Source organism: Methylocystis echinoides, from assembly GCF_040687965.1.
GTDB classification, from domain to species: Bacteria; Pseudomonadota; Alphaproteobacteria; order Rhizobiales; family Beijerinckiaceae; genus Methylocystis; species Methylocystis echinoides_A.
This window is the reverse complement of sequence record NZ_CP156084.1, coordinates 1,153,529-1,167,686: the sequence shown is the minus strand read 5'-3', so window position 1 is coordinate 1,167,686 and position 14,158 is coordinate 1,153,529. Positions and strand designations below refer to the sequence as shown.

At 63.2% G+C, this 14,158-nt stretch carries 21 protein-coding genes; 12 read left to right on the top strand and 9 right to left on the bottom strand.

The window, feature by feature from the left end:
* Positions 1-89 precede the first annotated feature (89 nt).
* Positions 90-236, top strand: coding sequence for a hypothetical protein (locus RVU70_RS05575; protein ID WP_363350088.1), 147 nt, complete (start codon positions 90-92; stop codon positions 234-236).
* Positions 237-390: 154 nt separating this feature from the next.
* The gene (locus RVU70_RS05570) at positions 391-1,365 is read left to right on the top strand and encodes an antibiotic biosynthesis monooxygenase (RefSeq protein WP_363350087.1); all 975 of its coding nucleotides are present in this window, start codon (positions 391-393) and stop codon (positions 1,363-1,365) included.
* 66 nt (positions 1,366-1,431) lie between these two features.
* Here the strand turns inward: RVU70_RS05570 and RVU70_RS05565 are convergent, their stop codons facing one another.
* Positions 1,432-1,866 (bottom strand): heme-binding protein, encoded by a 435-nt coding sequence (locus tag RVU70_RS05565; RefSeq protein ID WP_363350086.1) that lies wholly within the window; start codon positions 1,864-1,866, stop codon positions 1,432-1,434.
* 194 nt (positions 1,867-2,060) lie between these two features.
* Positions 2,061-3,209 carry an STAS domain-containing protein gene (locus RVU70_RS05560; RefSeq protein ID WP_363350085.1) on the bottom strand — a complete coding sequence of 383 codons (1,149 nt, stop codon included), beginning with the start codon at positions 3,207-3,209 and terminating at the stop codon, positions 2,061-2,063.
* 480 nt (positions 3,210-3,689) lie between these two features.
* Here RVU70_RS05560 and RVU70_RS05555 point away from each other — a divergent pair, with 480 nt between their 5' ends.
* From RVU70_RS05555 to RVU70_RS05545, 3 genes are all read left to right on the top strand, one after another.
* Positions 3,690-4,130, top strand: a complete 441-nt coding sequence (locus RVU70_RS05555) for a hypothetical protein (protein ID WP_363350084.1) — start codon at positions 3,690-3,692, stop codon at positions 4,128-4,130.
* A 192-nt stretch (positions 4,131-4,322) separates the two neighbouring features.
* Complete coding sequence (locus RVU70_RS05550; protein ID WP_363350083.1) at positions 4,323-4,793, top strand: DUF2852 domain-containing protein; 471 nt, start codon at positions 4,323-4,325, stop codon at positions 4,791-4,793.
* Positions 4,794-5,092: 299 nt separating this feature from the next.
* Positions 5,093-5,980 carry an extensin family protein gene (locus RVU70_RS05545; protein WP_363350082.1) on the top strand — a complete coding sequence of 296 codons (888 nt, stop codon included), beginning with the start codon at positions 5,093-5,095 and terminating at the stop codon, positions 5,978-5,980.
* Here the strand turns inward: RVU70_RS05545 and RVU70_RS05540 are convergent.
* From RVU70_RS05540 to RVU70_RS05530, 3 genes are all read right to left on the bottom strand, one after another.
* Positions 5,977-6,273, bottom strand: a complete 297-nt coding sequence (locus tag RVU70_RS05540) for a hypothetical protein (protein ID WP_363350081.1) — start codon at positions 6,271-6,273, stop codon at positions 5,977-5,979. The two genes, RVU70_RS05545 and RVU70_RS05540, sit on opposite strands and share 4 nt — an antisense overlap.
* Positions 6,270-6,548 carry a DUF6460 domain-containing protein gene (locus RVU70_RS05535; RefSeq protein WP_363350080.1) on the bottom strand — a complete coding sequence of 93 codons (279 nt, stop codon included), beginning with the start codon at positions 6,546-6,548 and terminating at the stop codon, positions 6,270-6,272. The genes RVU70_RS05540 and RVU70_RS05535 overlap by 4 nt, the downstream gene beginning before the upstream one ends.
* A 120-nt stretch (positions 6,549-6,668) precedes the next feature.
* Positions 6,669-7,067, bottom strand: a complete 399-nt coding sequence (locus RVU70_RS05530; RefSeq protein ID WP_363350079.1) for a hypothetical protein — start codon at positions 7,065-7,067, stop codon at positions 6,669-6,671.
* A 175-nt stretch (positions 7,068-7,242) separates the two neighbouring features.
* Between RVU70_RS05530 and RVU70_RS05525 the strand changes: the two genes are divergently transcribed.
* Both RVU70_RS05525 and RVU70_RS05520 read left to right on the top strand, forming a co-directional pair.
* Positions 7,243-7,668, top strand: coding sequence for an Hsp20 family protein (locus RVU70_RS05525; RefSeq protein WP_363350078.1), 426 nt, complete (start codon positions 7,243-7,245; stop codon positions 7,666-7,668).
* A 77-nt stretch (positions 7,669-7,745) separates the two neighbouring features.
* Positions 7,746-8,657, top strand: a complete 912-nt coding sequence (locus tag RVU70_RS05520; RefSeq protein ID WP_363350077.1) for a DUF1259 domain-containing protein — start codon at positions 7,746-7,748, stop codon at positions 8,655-8,657.
* Here RVU70_RS05520 and RVU70_RS05515 read toward each other — a convergent pair.
* From RVU70_RS05515 to RVU70_RS05505, 3 genes are all read right to left on the bottom strand, one after another.
* On the bottom strand, positions 8,611-9,441 hold the full coding sequence (locus RVU70_RS05515; RefSeq protein WP_363350076.1) for an FTR1 family protein: 831 nt from the start codon (positions 9,439-9,441) through the stop codon (positions 8,611-8,613). The genes RVU70_RS05520 and RVU70_RS05515 overlap by 47 nt on opposite strands.
* Positions 9,441-9,764 (bottom strand): cupredoxin domain-containing protein, encoded by a 324-nt coding sequence (locus RVU70_RS05510; protein WP_363350075.1) that lies wholly within the window; start codon positions 9,762-9,764, stop codon positions 9,441-9,443. The genes RVU70_RS05515 and RVU70_RS05510 overlap by 1 nt, the downstream gene beginning before the upstream one ends.
* 147 nt (positions 9,765-9,911) lie before the next feature.
* Positions 9,912-10,253 carry a hypothetical protein gene (locus RVU70_RS05505; protein ID WP_363350074.1) on the bottom strand — a complete coding sequence of 114 codons (342 nt, stop codon included), beginning with the start codon at positions 10,251-10,253 and terminating at the stop codon, positions 9,912-9,914.
* Positions 10,254-10,473: 220 nt separating this feature from the next.
* On the opposite strand from RVU70_RS05505, the gene secE reads away from it, so the two are divergent.
* The 5 genes from secE to rplA all read left to right on the top strand — a co-directional run bounded on the left by secE (position 10,474) and on the right by rplA (position 13,152).
* Positions 10,474-10,665 carry a preprotein translocase subunit SecE gene (secE, locus tag RVU70_RS05500; protein ID WP_341104868.1) on the top strand — a complete coding sequence of 64 codons (192 nt, stop codon included), beginning with the start codon at positions 10,474-10,476 and terminating at the stop codon, positions 10,663-10,665.
* A 28-nt stretch (positions 10,666-10,693) separates the two neighbouring features.
* Positions 10,694-11,224: a transcription termination/antitermination protein NusG gene (nusG, locus tag RVU70_RS05495; RefSeq protein ID WP_363350073.1), complete on the top strand. Its 531-nt coding sequence runs from the start codon at positions 10,694-10,696 to the stop codon at positions 11,222-11,224.
* 195 nt (positions 11,225-11,419) lie between these two features.
* Positions 11,420-11,668 (top strand): hypothetical protein, encoded by a 249-nt coding sequence (locus tag RVU70_RS05490; RefSeq protein ID WP_363350072.1) that lies wholly within the window; start codon positions 11,420-11,422, stop codon positions 11,666-11,668.
* A 328-nt stretch (positions 11,669-11,996) separates the two neighbouring features.
* Complete coding sequence (gene rplK, locus RVU70_RS05485) at positions 11,997-12,443, top strand: 50S ribosomal protein L11 (RefSeq protein ID WP_363350071.1); 447 nt, start codon at positions 11,997-11,999, stop codon at positions 12,441-12,443.
* 4 nt (positions 12,444-12,447) lie between these two features.
* Positions 12,448-13,152, top strand: coding sequence for a 50S ribosomal protein L1 (rplA, locus tag RVU70_RS05480; RefSeq protein WP_363350070.1), 705 nt, complete (start codon positions 12,448-12,450; stop codon positions 13,150-13,152).
* Between the two features lie 151 nt (positions 13,153-13,303).
* Here rplA and RVU70_RS05475 read toward each other — a convergent pair whose 3' ends face one another.
* Positions 13,304-14,071, bottom strand: a complete 768-nt coding sequence (locus tag RVU70_RS05475) for a DUF3800 domain-containing protein (RefSeq protein ID WP_363350069.1) — start codon at positions 14,069-14,071, stop codon at positions 13,304-13,306.
* Positions 14,072-14,158: the final 87 nt, after the last annotated feature.

Here is a 14,158-nt window from a genome sequence, read left to right as displayed (position 1 = left end):
CTTGGCCCGGTTGCAGGATTCGAGCGCTTGGTTAATGATAAGAGCGTCCACCAATTACGGTGATGCTTATTTCTCTCCGAGAGGTCAAAATGGCCGTCGTCAGCAGCAGCTTGTTCAAACCGGCCGGTCTTCGCGCCACCGTCTCCGTCGGGACGGCCGCGCTCACCATTTTCGCCGCGTTCTTTCTAGGGGTCGTGGCGCGTTTCGGGTTTGACCACGCGCTCCCGGCTTTTTGAGTAGGACGTTGGGAAGAGCATGGGATTCTGATCATTGGGGCAAGCGAGACCAAGAACAGTTCGCAATTGATTTCGTCTCTCCGACAATCTTCCGGCTAGGCAGGGAAATCGCCGGAACGCCTCCGCTGTCAGGATTAGTCGGACCAGGATTTCGATGACGCCAAGGGAATGCTCCCCCACTGACGGCCCCGTCGCGCTGGTGATCCAGCAGCGAATCGCGGACGCCGACAGCGAAACCTACGCCATGCTGTTGTCTCGGATCGCCACGAGGTTGCGGAACTGGCCGGGCTTTACCCGTCAGGAGGTGGTGGCGCCGAACCCTCCAACTCAGGTTGACTGGATCGAAATCGAGTATTTTTCTTCCGCCGAATCTGCCCGCTTATGGCTGCAGAGCGGCGAACGGGCGATCCTTCTTGCCGATGCCCGGCAATATGTGGTGGGTCAGGAAGATCTTCAGCTGCTCTCGGATACGAGCCGCGGGCAAGCCCGCGTGGCTTCCGTGATGATTTCACACCGCGTTGAGCCGGAAGACGAAGGCGTCTTTCTGTCCTGGCAACATGATATCCAGGCGGCCGAAGCCAGGTTCAAGGGTTTCTTGCGCCACAAAATTGAAAGACCCTTGCCAGGCGTTCAAAGCAGTTGGGTTACAATTGTCGCCTTTGACTGCGACGCCAACCTCGAGAATTGGCTCAACTCTTCCGAAAGGGCCGCTCTTCTCATGAAGGGGGATAAATTTCAGCGCAGCATGACCGTGCGTCGAAACAATTATGGTTTTGATTTCTGGTTTTCTCCCGACGATCGTGCTCCCGAGGACAAGCATGTGATCATGAAGCAGAACATGGTTGTCCTGCTCGTGCTGTATCCGGTCGTTTACCTTTGGGGTTACTTTATCGGAGGTCCTTTGTTGGACGCCCGCCACGCCCCGCCCTGGCTGAGTCTGTTCATCGGGAATCTCATCAGCACGCAGCTCCTGGGCTGGTGGATCGCGCCTTGGGCGTTCAACAAGCTCGAGTGGTGGATGAAGCCGGACGCATCGACAGGATGGAACATCGCCGGATACGCGCTCGTCATTTTGTTGTACGGCGCATCGATGGCCCTGTACGCCGTCTTGCTGGGCGGCATAGGGTGACAGGCGCGGCCTGATCGCCGCGCCGTCGAGCGAGCTCTTCCTCTTAGTGAGAGAGCGCAGTTGATCTCAGGTCCGCCAAGGATGTTCCGGTAGATCGCAAACGCCGATGGCGCCGCCGCCGGCCTGCGCGACGGCATGATCATTCTCGACCGAGCTGCCCGACACGCCGATTGCGCCGATCATGACCCCATCGACGTCCACGATGGGAAGGCCGCCCGGAAAAGTTATAAGCCCGTCGTTTGACTGTTCGATCGCGTAGAGCGGGCCGCCGGGCTGCGAGAGCTTGCCGATCTGACCGGTCGGCATGCCGAAGAAGACTGCCGTTTTCGCTTTCTTCATCGCGATGTCTATGCTGCCCACCCAAGCGTCGTCCATGCGATAAAAGGCCTTGAGATTAGCGCCGGAATCGACAATGGCGATGCACATCTGCGTATTGAGTTCGAGAGCGCGCTTCCTCGCGGCCTCAATGGCCTTTTCTGCCTGTTCGATCGTCACATGCATTTTCGCCTATCCTCTTTACGCGTCCGGCAGGGCGACCCCCAGGGGGACCTCAGCCCGCACCCAAAGCCCTTCCTAGATGGCCACTCGGGCTCGCTTTTCAACCCCTAGGCTTCGGCTGCCAAAGGAACGCCCGGCGGCTCCGCCCGATTAGTTGATCTCGAAGCGAACCCTCTCTGCCGAACAATTGAGAAGGCTTACAAACTGGAGCGCATCTTCGGCAAGAGCGCGTCTCGCACCACCTCGATCATTCGCGACCGCATGTAGGGCAGGAAGGTAATGGTGTAGATCGCCCGCAATGACGCCAGGAAATATCGGTTCTGTTGAAAAAACGCGTAATCCGCAGCGCCCTTGTCGGCGAAGTAAGACGAGATGAAACTATCACACAATTGCAAGCCCTGATCCGAGGGCATCTTGGTGACCAACTCGCAAAAGCCGAGTTCGGGAAGCCCGTAGATCATGTAGATGAGGCCCAAGTCGAACAAATAGCTGCCGATAGACAAATCCCCCATGTCGATGATGATCGGCTCGCTGTTTCGGATCATCACGTTGCTCGAATGGAGATCGAAATGAACACAATTTTCGCTATCCGGAATAGCGCGAAGACGCTCAAGCAGAAAATCGACGTCTGACGCCTCGAGAAAGGCGCTCGTCTGCCCGATGTAGTCCAGAAACTGGTCCTTGATGCGCGGAAAAATCGCGGGATCGCCTTTGATCGAATGCACGCTTTTCGCAATATCGGAAAGCATCCGCCCGTATTTGGCTGTGTTTAGAGGGTCGTCTTTGATGATGGCGCTGAAAAGCTCGGCATCGACCATCTCATACACGATGCCGGTTCGTCCTCCATAAGCGACGACGTCGTAGGAGAGGGCGGTCGGTATGCCGAGAAGAAAGGCAGCCTTCGCAAATTGCTTTTCTTTCTCCGCAACGCCGGGATCGACCCCGTCACGATACAATTTGACAACCGTTTCTGAGTCGAGGCGATAACAATCGCCACATGCGCCGGCGGAAATCAGTTCCGCCCCTTCGAGTGAAATTGAGCGCGGCGTCTTCCGGAGGCGCAGGATCTGATCCAAGCCAGTGACTTCGAATACGGAAAAGACCAGAGCCGAGACATTCGCCAGCGACAGAGCGTAGCCTTTGCGGGCGAGATCGCGATGCGCGATGAGCAGCACGCGAAGTCCCGCGCTGGAGACATATTCGCAGTCAGCCATATCGAGCGTGATCGCGCCCTCCGTACCCTCAATCGCCGCGGCGAGCGACGCGCTCGTTTCATTGTCTATCCGCCCCGCGAGGCGCAGGACGGTCGGCGTGAGATTTTGGCAGACGACGATTTCGAGGCCCATGCGACGCGTCCTGGCGCAAGCAAGATCAATTGATGTAAATACCTCCCCGGTCAGGAAAAGTCTCCATAGAAGATGATCGAGCGCCCGGCGGTTTCTTTCTGAACGTCCGGCTCGCGGGGACGCAAGAGCGTTGATTTCCTTACTAGACGATTGTGCGACAATCGCTTTCGCATCTGGCGCGATGGCTCCTCTTCAACAATCGAACTCGGCGCTTGTTCGCTTGACGCCCGCCGCGTGCGTTGGCGCACACACGAGACGGGCGCGCTTCCCTTAATGTCTTGTTAAGGAAATGAGGGAGGCGGGCATGTTGGGCGAAAGTGACGTCGAGGGCGTGATCGTGTCGATTCTGGCGTGCGCTTTATCAGCGACGTTTCTCGGCGCCATGATAATTGGAGTGGTCAAAATCGCCACGGGGACGTGAGCGCCGAGGCCGCTTGAATTTTCCTTCTCCCGTCCCGGTCGGCGCCTTACCTTGGCCCGATGAGCGACGCCAAAGATTATCGCATCGTCGACGGCTCTCAGGGGCCGCGGCGGGATTTCCGGATCACGGTAGGCCTGCGCGAGGGCTGGGACGCGGAGGGGCGCGTCTATGACGTCTCCGAGGCCGTGCGCACCGCGCAGCGCTGGATGCGGTCCAGGGTTGAAGCGGGCAAGCCGGCCCTTTCCGGCATGTTCGCCCGCGCCGAGGTCACCTATGCTTGGCCGAAGGCGGGCGGCGGCGTCGGCTCCGACCGCGAGCCCGTCGCGATTTTCACCGGCGAGGCCGTGCACGCCTATCTCGGCGATCTCCCGGACGAAGAGATCGAGGCCATGCTGAACGAGCTCGCAACCGAGCTCGGCGCCGCGCTCGGGCAGGAGCGCCTCTATGTCGCCTTCTGCGACCGCACCTGGATTTTGAGCTGCGAATCCGAAGGGTCTTGAAGGACAGCGAGGCCGTTCCGATATGCGCGAGGCCGGCGGTTCGGGTCTTGTCGACGCGAAAGACGAGCCCGCCGAGCCTCTCGTTGCAAAACGCGGCCAAGGCCCCGCTCCTTGCAAAAAACGATGTGAATGTGTATAACATTTACATCGGCGCCGGAAGTCCGAAGGCCGAGCATCAGACTGGAGCCAACTATGAGCTGCAATCATCATTCCCGAATGTCCGCCTCACCCTGGGGGCGTCAGGGAGGGTGCGCGCATTGGAGGCCGTTCGAAGTCGCGGCCATCGTTCTCGGCTTCTTCATCTTCTGGCCGATCGGCCTCGCGCTGCTGTTCCTCAAGCTCTGGGGCAAGAGCTTCGGCTATCAGGGCGACCTGTTCTCCTTCGCGGCCGAGCAGGGCGCCAAGGTCAAGGAGGCTTTCGGCGAGGTGTCGCGCGAGGCCGCGAGCGGCGGCTGGGCGGGCCCGTCTTTCATGCGCTCGACCGGCAACGTCGCCTTCGACGAATGGCGGGAAGGCGAACTCGCCCGCCTCGAGGAAGAGCGTCGCAAGCTCGCCGAAGCCGAGCGTGATTTCGCCGAACATATCGCCGAATTGCGCCGCGCCCGCGACCGGGAAGAATTCGAATCCTTCATGCGGGCCCGCAAGGGGGGAGCCCCGCAGTAACGATCTCAAAGGCGGCCGGCGGAAACGCCGGCCGTTTCGTTTTCTAGGAGGCGTTGCGGCCTTGATGCTTCGAGACGCCTGCTGCGCAGGCTCCTCAGCATGAGGGGCTTCTTCATTTTGATCGTGCACTGAGGCCTCATCCTGAAGGAGCGCGCTCAGGCGCGCGTCGCGAAGGACGAGGCCGGCCCGGCAGGTCGTCAACGAGCCACTTATGTCACGCGGCCACAGTCTTCGGAAATTTCTCGGTTAACTAAATTTTTCGACGCTCGCTTAACTGACCGTCCGCCACTCTATGCGGCATGGTCCGCCGCGCCACGCTCCTCTTGCTCTTCGCCGCCGCGACGCTGGCGGGCTGCGCCGGTCCGTTCCGGCCGCAGCGGCCGGCTTGGCGCACCCAGGCGGAAAACGCCTGCATCGCGCAACGGCGGGTGCAGCCGTCAGACTTCATTGCGCTCGCCAATGAGCTGGAGGGCCCGGGCATCTGCGGCCTCACGAAGCCGTTCAAGGTGACCGCGCTGCAGGGCGGCGCGGTAGCTTTCAACGCCACGGCGACGCTCGATTGCTCAATGGTCGCGGAACTCGACCAATGGCTCGCCGATACGGTCCAGCCGGCCGCGCAGGCGCGTTTCGGCAGCCGCGTGGTCCGCATCGACTCGATGGGCTCCTACGCCTGCCGGGGCATGAACAATCAAAGCGGCGCGCAGCTCTCCGAACACGCCTTCGGCAATGCGCTCGACATCGGCGGCTTCGTCCTCGAGGACGGGCGCCAGATCACGCTGGTGCGCGATTGGTGGCGCGGCGACGAGCAGACGCGGGCCTTTCTGATGGACGTGCATCGCGGCTCCTGCGAACATTTCACCACGGTGCTGTCGCCGGGCTCCAACGCCTTCCATTACAACCATATTCACGTCGATCTCGCCCTGCATGGCCGCTCCGGACGCGCGATCTGCAAGCCCGCGCCGCAGGAGACCCTGCCGCCGCCCGAGGAATCGCCGCTGATCGCCATGCGCAACGCCAAGCCCGGCGCGGGCGAGGAGACGGACAACGACACGACGGGCCGGCCGCCGCGCGCCGCCTTCGAGGGCGGCGACGGCTTTGGGCCGCTCAACGCGCCCGACGCGCCGCTGCCGCCGCGACGGGATGAGGCGACCGAGGGCGATCTAACGTCCTCGATTCGCCGGCGCTAGGGCGCAAATTCCCCGCTCGCCTCGGCCCGCTTCGAGCGCTTGTCATAGATGCAGACGATGACGCGCGGGGCCTTCGCGTCCCGCGACAGGCCGCGCGCGAGTGCGACGCCATAAGTTTCGCTGCCGAAAGGGTCAACGTGGATCGTCGCATGGTCGAGCCGCCCGGCGACGGCCTTTTCACAGCTCTTTTCCACGTCGATGCGAAAGTCCCGCCAAGCGTCGTCGCTCGCGGCTCGCACGAGCGTCGAGGAGAGCGGCAGGAGCAGTAAGACGAGAAGACCCGTGCGCCTCATCTGCGCCCGCTCATGTTCATGAGCCGCAGGATCAGCCAGGCCGGCACGACAAACACTGCGCCTGCGAGCAGATAGCTTACGAGCTCCTTCACCGCGCCGAAGCCGAGGTGATAAATCCGGTCGAAAAAGGCCTGCACGCCGCGCAGAATGTCGATGGGCCGCAGCTCCAGCCACATCAGCAGCGCGCCGACGACGAGCGAGATGAAAAACAGTCGGATGGCGACGTTGATCGGCGAGCCGCCGAGGAAATTTTCGAGCGCGTTCTTAGACGCCATAGAGGGAGATTCCGTTTCGGTTGGGCGGGAGAGGACTAAAAAATCGCGCTCGAGGCGCGTGGGTTTCTCAAGATGCGGCCAGTTGGCGAAGGGTTCGTCGTCGGTCATCGAAGCCCCCTGTCAATTCGGCGCTTCTTCCTTGAACAGGCGGATTATGCGTCGCAAGAAGCGCTCGGTAAAGGAGAGCGCCCGCTCGAACTCCTGCTCGCCGGGAAGCGTCGGCGGCCCCTTCGCAATCTGCGCTTGCAGCCTTGCGTTCTCGGCGCGCAGCCTCTCGATCTCGGCTTGAAGCGTCGCGCGCTCGTCGGCGCCGAGGCGGCAGACGGCGACGCCCTCCTTCGCCGAGCAATAGGAGACGGCGCCAGTGTCGCGGTTCAGGCGCAGATAGCCACCGTTGAGCGGCTGAAGGGTGAAGCGGTCGCCTTCCGGCGCGATGATCGCCGGCGTTTCCTCCGCCTGCGCGACGAAGGGCGCGAGGGCGGTCGCCAGGAACGCAAGGCGCAGCGTGACAGGATGCATGGGCGCCGCCGACGAAGAGGAAAGACTGCCCGCAGATGGGGGCGCGCGCCGCTTGCGTCAATGGCGGCCGGCGCGACGCCCCGCTTGATCGCGGGCCCGCGCTCGGCCATAAATCTCATGCGGAGACGCCAGACGGGTCCCCGCCAAAACAGAGGCGCCAGAAGGGCTTCACACCATGTCGCGTCCCCCGCTGAATTCGCCGTTTCTATTGGGTTTCGACGAAATTGAACGCGCCCTCGAGCGCGTCACGCGCAGCGGCGCCGACGGCTATCCGCCCTATAATATCGAACGGCTCCCGCGCACGGAAAACGAGCCCGAGCGGTTGCGCATCACCTTGGCCGTCGCCGGCTTCACGCGCGACCAGCTCGATGTGTCTCTGGAGGAAAACCAGCTCGTCATCCGGGGCCGGCAAATCGAGGAGCGCGAGCGGCACTTCCTGCACAGGGGCATCGCTGCGCGGCAGTTCCAGCGCGCCTTCCTCCTCGCCGAAGGCATGCAGGTGCTGGGCGCCGATCTGGTCAACGGGCTGCTCTCGGTTGATCTGGTCCGGCCCGAGCCGGAGCGGGTGATCAAGAAGATCAACATCATCGCGCGCGACTAGTCTTCGCGCACGACCCGGGCCTGTTCCTCCTCGACGCCCGCGCCATGTCTGGCGGACGCCCCCGGGGAGGAAGGCCCATGCGCAACGCCCTGATAACGCTCGCCCTGTTTGGGTCGCTGCTGTGCGCGCCAGCGGCGCTGGCGGAAATCGACTGGTCGCGCGTGGACGCGGCGATGGGCCGCGACGGCGTCATGATCGGGACGGCGCACAGATACGAACTGCCGCGCCGCGACCTGCGCACGCGGCTCGACGGCGTCGAGCTCGCGCCGGGCCTCGTCGGCGGCTGGGTCGCCTTCCAGCAGATCGGCCGTTACGCCATGATGCGCGGCGACCTCGTGGTCGCCGAGGTCGAGGCGCCCCGGGCGGTGACGAGGCTGCTGGCGCAGGGCGTGCGAATCTCCGGCGTGCATCACCATTTGCTGCGCGCCCGCCCCGAGGGGGCGCATCTGCATGTCGCGGGATACGGCGACCCGGTCGAACTGGCGCAGGCGTTGCGCGGGGCGGTCCCGATCAAGGCTGCTGATCTTGCTGATCCGTCTCCGGACTTGACCCCGCCCGAGCTGGCGCAGATCGAGGCGTCGCTCGGGGCCAAGGCGCGAATGACGTCGGGCGCCCGGCAGTTTCTCATTCCTCGCGCCGAGGAGGTCCGCGCAAGCGGCGCGCCGGCGCCTGCCGCCTTGGGGGCGGCGTCAGCGCTGAATTTCCAGGCGCTGGGAGACGGAAAGGCGGCGATCACCGCCGAATTCGCCGCGCTCGCAAGTGAAGTGAAACCCCTGGTCGAGACATTGCACGCCGGCGGTCTGGAGGTCGCCGGCCTCTGCGATCACATGCAGGACGACCAGCCGAGGCTCACCTTCGTGCATGTCTTCGCCCAGGGCGACGCGGTCCAACTCGCCTATGCCCTCAAGCGCGGACTCGACGTTCTGGGCGGCGACTCGGCCCTCATTCCGCCGGCGCCCGCGCCGGCGCGGGCGCTGTCATGGCGGTGAGTTTGGTCGCCGCGACAATAGCGGCGATCGTCAGCCCATAGACCACGACTTGCATCTGCGACGGCTGGTCGGCATAGCCGATGAGCGTATGCAGGACGCGCCCGGGAATGCTTTTGTCCGACAACAGCCAGGACGTGTCCCAGACCGTGTCGGAAAGCGCCGTGATCGTCCCCGCCTGCTGGAGGAAGGCCACCGCCTGCGCGGCGAGACCCGCCGCGAGCAAAGTAATCAGCGCCGTCGTCACGGCGAAGAGCCGGCGCGGCGGAATGGAGACGAGGCCGAAGAAGGTCGCGACGCTGGTCGCCGCGCCGAGCGCCAGGCCCGCGACGCCGCCGATCAGCACGCTCGTCGCCGACTCGCCGGAAGCGAGCACGCCGTAGAGGAAGAGCGCCACTTCCGACCCCTCGCGCAGCACGGCGAGGCCCACGACCGTCGCGAGCGCAAAGAGCGTGCGGTCGCCGCGCGCCACCGCCCGCCCCACGTCGGAAAGCTCCTGCGCCAACTCGCGGCCGTGGCGGGCCATCCAGATATTGTGCCAGGCGAGCATGACGACAGCGACCATCAGCACCGCCGCATTGAACAGTTCCTGCCCGCTGCCCGCGAAGGCGCGCGAAAGCTGATCCGCGAAGGCGGCGACCACCAGCGCCCCCAGGACGCCGCCGCCGACGCCGCCGGCGATGAAGCCGCGCGATCCCGGAACGCCGCGCGTCACCGCTGCGACGATGCCGATGATGAGGCCGGCCTCGATGGCCTCGCGAAAGACGATGATCAGCGCGCCCAGCATTATTCGACGACCAGTTCGCCCTTGGCGCTGTCCTCGTGGAACTCGCCGAAGAATTTGTAGCGCCCAGGCTTGAGCGCGCGCAGCTGGAAGGTCGCCTCGCTGTTGGCCGGCACCACTTTTTCTATGCGCAGGGGCTTCGACTCGAATTCCTCGGGCGTCCCATCGAGATTCTTGACGACAAGCGTCGCGGCCTTGTCGGCGGGGAGCTTGAGCTCGCTAGGGTCGAATTTGTGGTCCTTGATCGTGAGCGTATATGTTTCAGCCGCCGCGGCGCCCGAAAAACCAATCGCGAAAACGAAAACCGCCGCAGCTCGCCTGTTCATGCCTGTCTCTTTTCTGGCCGGATGCTTTTGCAAAGCAACCTAGGCGCCAGGGCAGCGAGCGTCAAAGGGTCAAATCTGGATTGTTTCCAGGGTGCCAGGCGGCGCGATGTCGCGCCGCGACGCGGGAAGCTCTGGTGAAAAAAGCCGCTAGCCGGCGGGATAGCCGTGACGGGCCTTGGAGGCGCGCAGCAGCCCGGCCGCCTTCGCGTCCTGCCCGGCGGCGCAGGCGTTCGCGGCCTCGGAGATTTCCCCCTGGATCTGGCGATAGACGCCTGGATTGACGTGCCCCATCGAGAGATCGTTCTCGATCACCGATCTGTAGCGCGCGATGGGGCCCGAGCAGCCCGCGCCTTCGGGGAGCTGCAGGGCGGAGGGGGTTGGCTGCGACGGGCCGGGCGGGTCGATGACCGGCTGAGTTTGGCGGGGGCCGTTGCAGGCGGCGAGCGCGGCCGTCGCCAGGCCGGCGACGAGCAGGGTCCAAAGGCGCATGTCTTCCTCCGAAAGGCGCGGGCCCAAGCTCTTAAAATCCCCGGCCGGCGGGGGCAAGGATCCTTGGCGCAAATCCCCCTTGGCGCGAATCCCCCTTGGCGGGCGCAGCGGGAGGCGCTATAAGGCGTCGTAACGTGGCGCGTGGCCGGAAGGTCGCGCGCCGCGACTGTTTTACGGCGCGCGTCCCTTCCGGACGTCGGCGCAAGAACCGGGCAAGCAAATGGTCAACCCATTTACGTTCCTTCAGGAAGTGCGCGCCGAGGCGAATAAGGTCACCTGGCCCACGCGTCGCGAGACGATGATCACCACCGGCCTCGTGATTCTGATGGTGCTGTTCGCGAGCCTGTTCTTCGTCGTCGTCGACTCGGCCCTGCGCTTCCTCGTCGGCCTGCTGCTGCGCGTCGGCCAATAACTTCTTTTCACGGAGCCGGACGCGCCTCATGAGCATGCGCTGGTATATCGTCCACGCTTATTCGAACTTCGAAAAGAAGGTCGCCGAGGCGATCCGCGAAGGCGCCGCGCAGCGGGGCCTGACCGAGGCTTTCGAGGAAATTCTCGTGCCGACCGAGCAGGTCGTCGAGGTGCGTCGCGGACGTAAGGTCTCCACCGAGCGCAAGTTCTTTCCGGGCTATGTGCTCGTGAAGTGCAATCTGACCGACCCCGTGTTCTCTTTGATCAAGAACACGCCGAAGGTCACCGGCTTCCTCGGCGCCGACAACAAGCCCATGCCCATCTCCGAAGAAGAGGCGATGCGGATCAAAGGGCAGGTGGCCGAGGGCGTCGAGCGCCCCAAGCCTACGGTCAGCTTCGAAGTCGGCGAGACGGTGCGCGTCGCCGACGGCCCCTTCGCCTCCTTCAACGGCCTGGTCGAAGAGGTCGACGAGGCGCGCTCGCGCCTCAAGGTGGCCGTCTCGATCTTCGGCCGGCCGACGCCTGTGGAGCTCGAGTTCGGGCAGGTCGAGAAGGTTTAGGCGGACCGCTTCGACTGTTGCGGGAGACGGCTGCCCGGGGACAGTCCCCCGGCGTCAGGGACTCCCGCCATCCCGTCTTGGCGGGAGGGTGGCGCCATCGGCGCATTTCAGCCTGTCATACACCCGCCGCGTTTCTTCCCCAAAAACTGTGCTATAAAGCTTTGCCGCATCGACGGCGAGGGATGGGGAGCCGCGATGAGCGAGGAGCCCGAGAATTTCACATTGGCGCTGTTGCGCAAAATCGACGCGAAGGTGGACACTCTACGCGACGAGGTTTCAGCTATGCGCGACGAGATGGCGGGCATGCGCGACGTGATGGTGACCAAGGACGCCTTGCGCTCGGAAATCAATTCGCTGCGCGCCGATGTGGCGTCCGACATGTTGAACCTCGAGAAACGTCTGAGCGATCAGGTCGTGGGGCTTCGCCGCTCTGTCATGGAATAACATTCTTCGGTCATCGGCCATGGCGTGCTGCTGACTGAACTCGAGGAGCGCGTGCGTCGCCTCGAGCAGCATGCGGGTTTTCCCCCCGAGCGGCATTGAGGCTCGGTGAGGCGATCGTTTCGGCGGCCGCCGCCGTTCATCTGATGCTTGCGCTTTTCCGCGCCTTCCCCTAAAAGCGGCGCTTCCCTGGACGGTCCCGCCGTCCGGGAAATCTTGCGTGGCGGGTCCGCCCTGACGCCAGGGGAGAACGGATCGGACCACGACCTGCAACCGGCGGAAGCGGGCGCTTTTCGAGGCGCCGCGCGCCGTCCTTCGTTGGAGAAAGCACATGGCGAAGAAAATTGCCGGCTACATAAAGCTGCAAGTGCCGGCCGGCGCGGCGAACCCCTCGCCGCCGATTGGTCCCGCGCTCGGTCAGCGCGGCCTTAACATCATGGAGTTCTGCAAGGCGTTCAACGCCAAGACGGCGCAGATGGAGAAGGGGATGCCGATCCCCGTCATCATCACCGCCTATCAGGACCGCTCCTTCACCTTCGAGATGAAGCAGCCGCCGGTCTCCTTCTTCCTCAAGAAGGCGGTCGGGCTCAAGATCGGCAAGAAGCCGGCTTCGGGCTCCAAGACTCCTGGCCGTAACGTCGTCGGCAAGGTGACGAAGGCGCAGATCAAGGAGATCGCCGAGAAGAAACTCGTCGACCTCAACTGCGCGTCGATCGAATCCGCAATGTCGATGATCGAAGGCTCGGCCCGCGCGATGGGCCTCCAGGTGGTGGAGTAAGACCATGGCGCATGTCGGAAAACGCATCAAGAAGGCCCGCGAGGGCGTCGAGCGCACCAAGCTCTATCCCATCGACGAAGCTGTGAAGCTCGTGCGCAGCCGCGCGACGGCCAAGTTCGACGAATCGGTCGAAATCGCGATGAATCTCGGCGTCGATCCCAAGCACGCCGATCAGATGGTGCGCGGCGTCGTCAATCTGCCGAACGGCACCGGCCGCACGCTGCGCGTCGGCGTCTTCGCGCGCGGCGCCAAGGCGGACGAAGCCAAGGCGGCGGGCGCCGATGTGGTGGGCGCCGAGGATCTCGTCAACATCGTCCAGGGCGGCACGATCGAGTTCGATCGCTGCATCGCCACGCCGGACATGATGCCGCTCGTCGGCCGTCTCGGTAAGGTGCTCGGCCCGCGCGGCATGATGCCGAACCCGAAGGTCGGAACGGTGACCATGGACGTCGCCGGCGCGGTGAAGGCCTCCAAGGGCGGCGCGGTCGAGTTCCGCGTCGAGAAGGCCGGCATCATTCAGGGCACGGTCGGCAAGGCTTCTTTCGACGACGGCAAGCTCGTCGAGAACATCAAGGCCTTCGTCGACGCCGTCGCCAAGGCCAAGCCCACGGGCGCCAAGGGCACCTATATCCAGCGCGTCGCCATCAGCTCGACCCAGGGTCCGGGCGTGAAGGTCGAGGTCGGGTCGATCGGTGCGACTACGGCGTAAGGTCCGGGATAGGTTGAGGTTTTGAAGCCGGCGGGAAACCGCCGCTGCTTCGATCTTGACGTCGCCTTTACAACGGACCACTTTCTAGGCAAATGGAACGGGAATGCTCGTTCGGCGTCTGGCCCCGGGGAACCTCGGGGCTTTTCGCTTTTTAGGGGAATATCTTAAGACCATAGCCGCGAATATGCCCCGCGGAGTTGCGCCGGAATTTTGGCTCAATAAGATCATAGGCGCGATTCGGCTGGGTCGGGTTTATGACATGCCGGCCAATCGGATGCGCCACCAGGTCGGCCACCTGCAATCCGGTCGAGTTGTGCTTCTTATCCATAAATCGAATTTCGAGATTGCTCATCGGGCCCACATGGTTGTGGCCGTCGGAGATGCGGCGAAACTCAAGCTCTAGCTTTGCATCTTCTGATTTGCCCCGCATCTCCACCAGAACGTGGGTCTTGGAGTTTGCTTGCCCTCTTTCAACCAGCCACCTCTGTAGCCTTTCCATACAAAAGGTAAGGGCAATTCCATAGGGATTAGCTGGATCGCTGTATTGGCGGACGTGTCGCTGCTTATCGATCGCAGCTGCGATGATCGTCATCGGCGCGTCACGCATTATCGCATTGACGCGCTCCACGAACGCAGTACGGATGTTTGCATTCAACAGGATGCTGAATTCTCCGCGCGCCTTACGGATTTCATGGCTGTGCAGCACCAAGCAGTCGTGCCCGAAAAAATCGAATTTCAGCCGCTGAACCATGGGAACAACCGTTTCCATGTAGACTCGCTTCTCAAAAATGCAGAAGGCTAAGACAAAAACCGGGTTTTGAGGGTTGATCGAAACCAGGCTGTGATCGCCGCTCTCGTCGGCGTAAACGATGTAGTTGCTGAACTGCATAATGGTGAAGATCAGCCCTGATGGGTGCATCCGCTCATCCTAGCGGCGCTTGCCAACGAAATCCCTGATCTTTTTATTAAAGCCGCGGCGAAGCTTGCCGGAGCCCCTCGCGTCCCC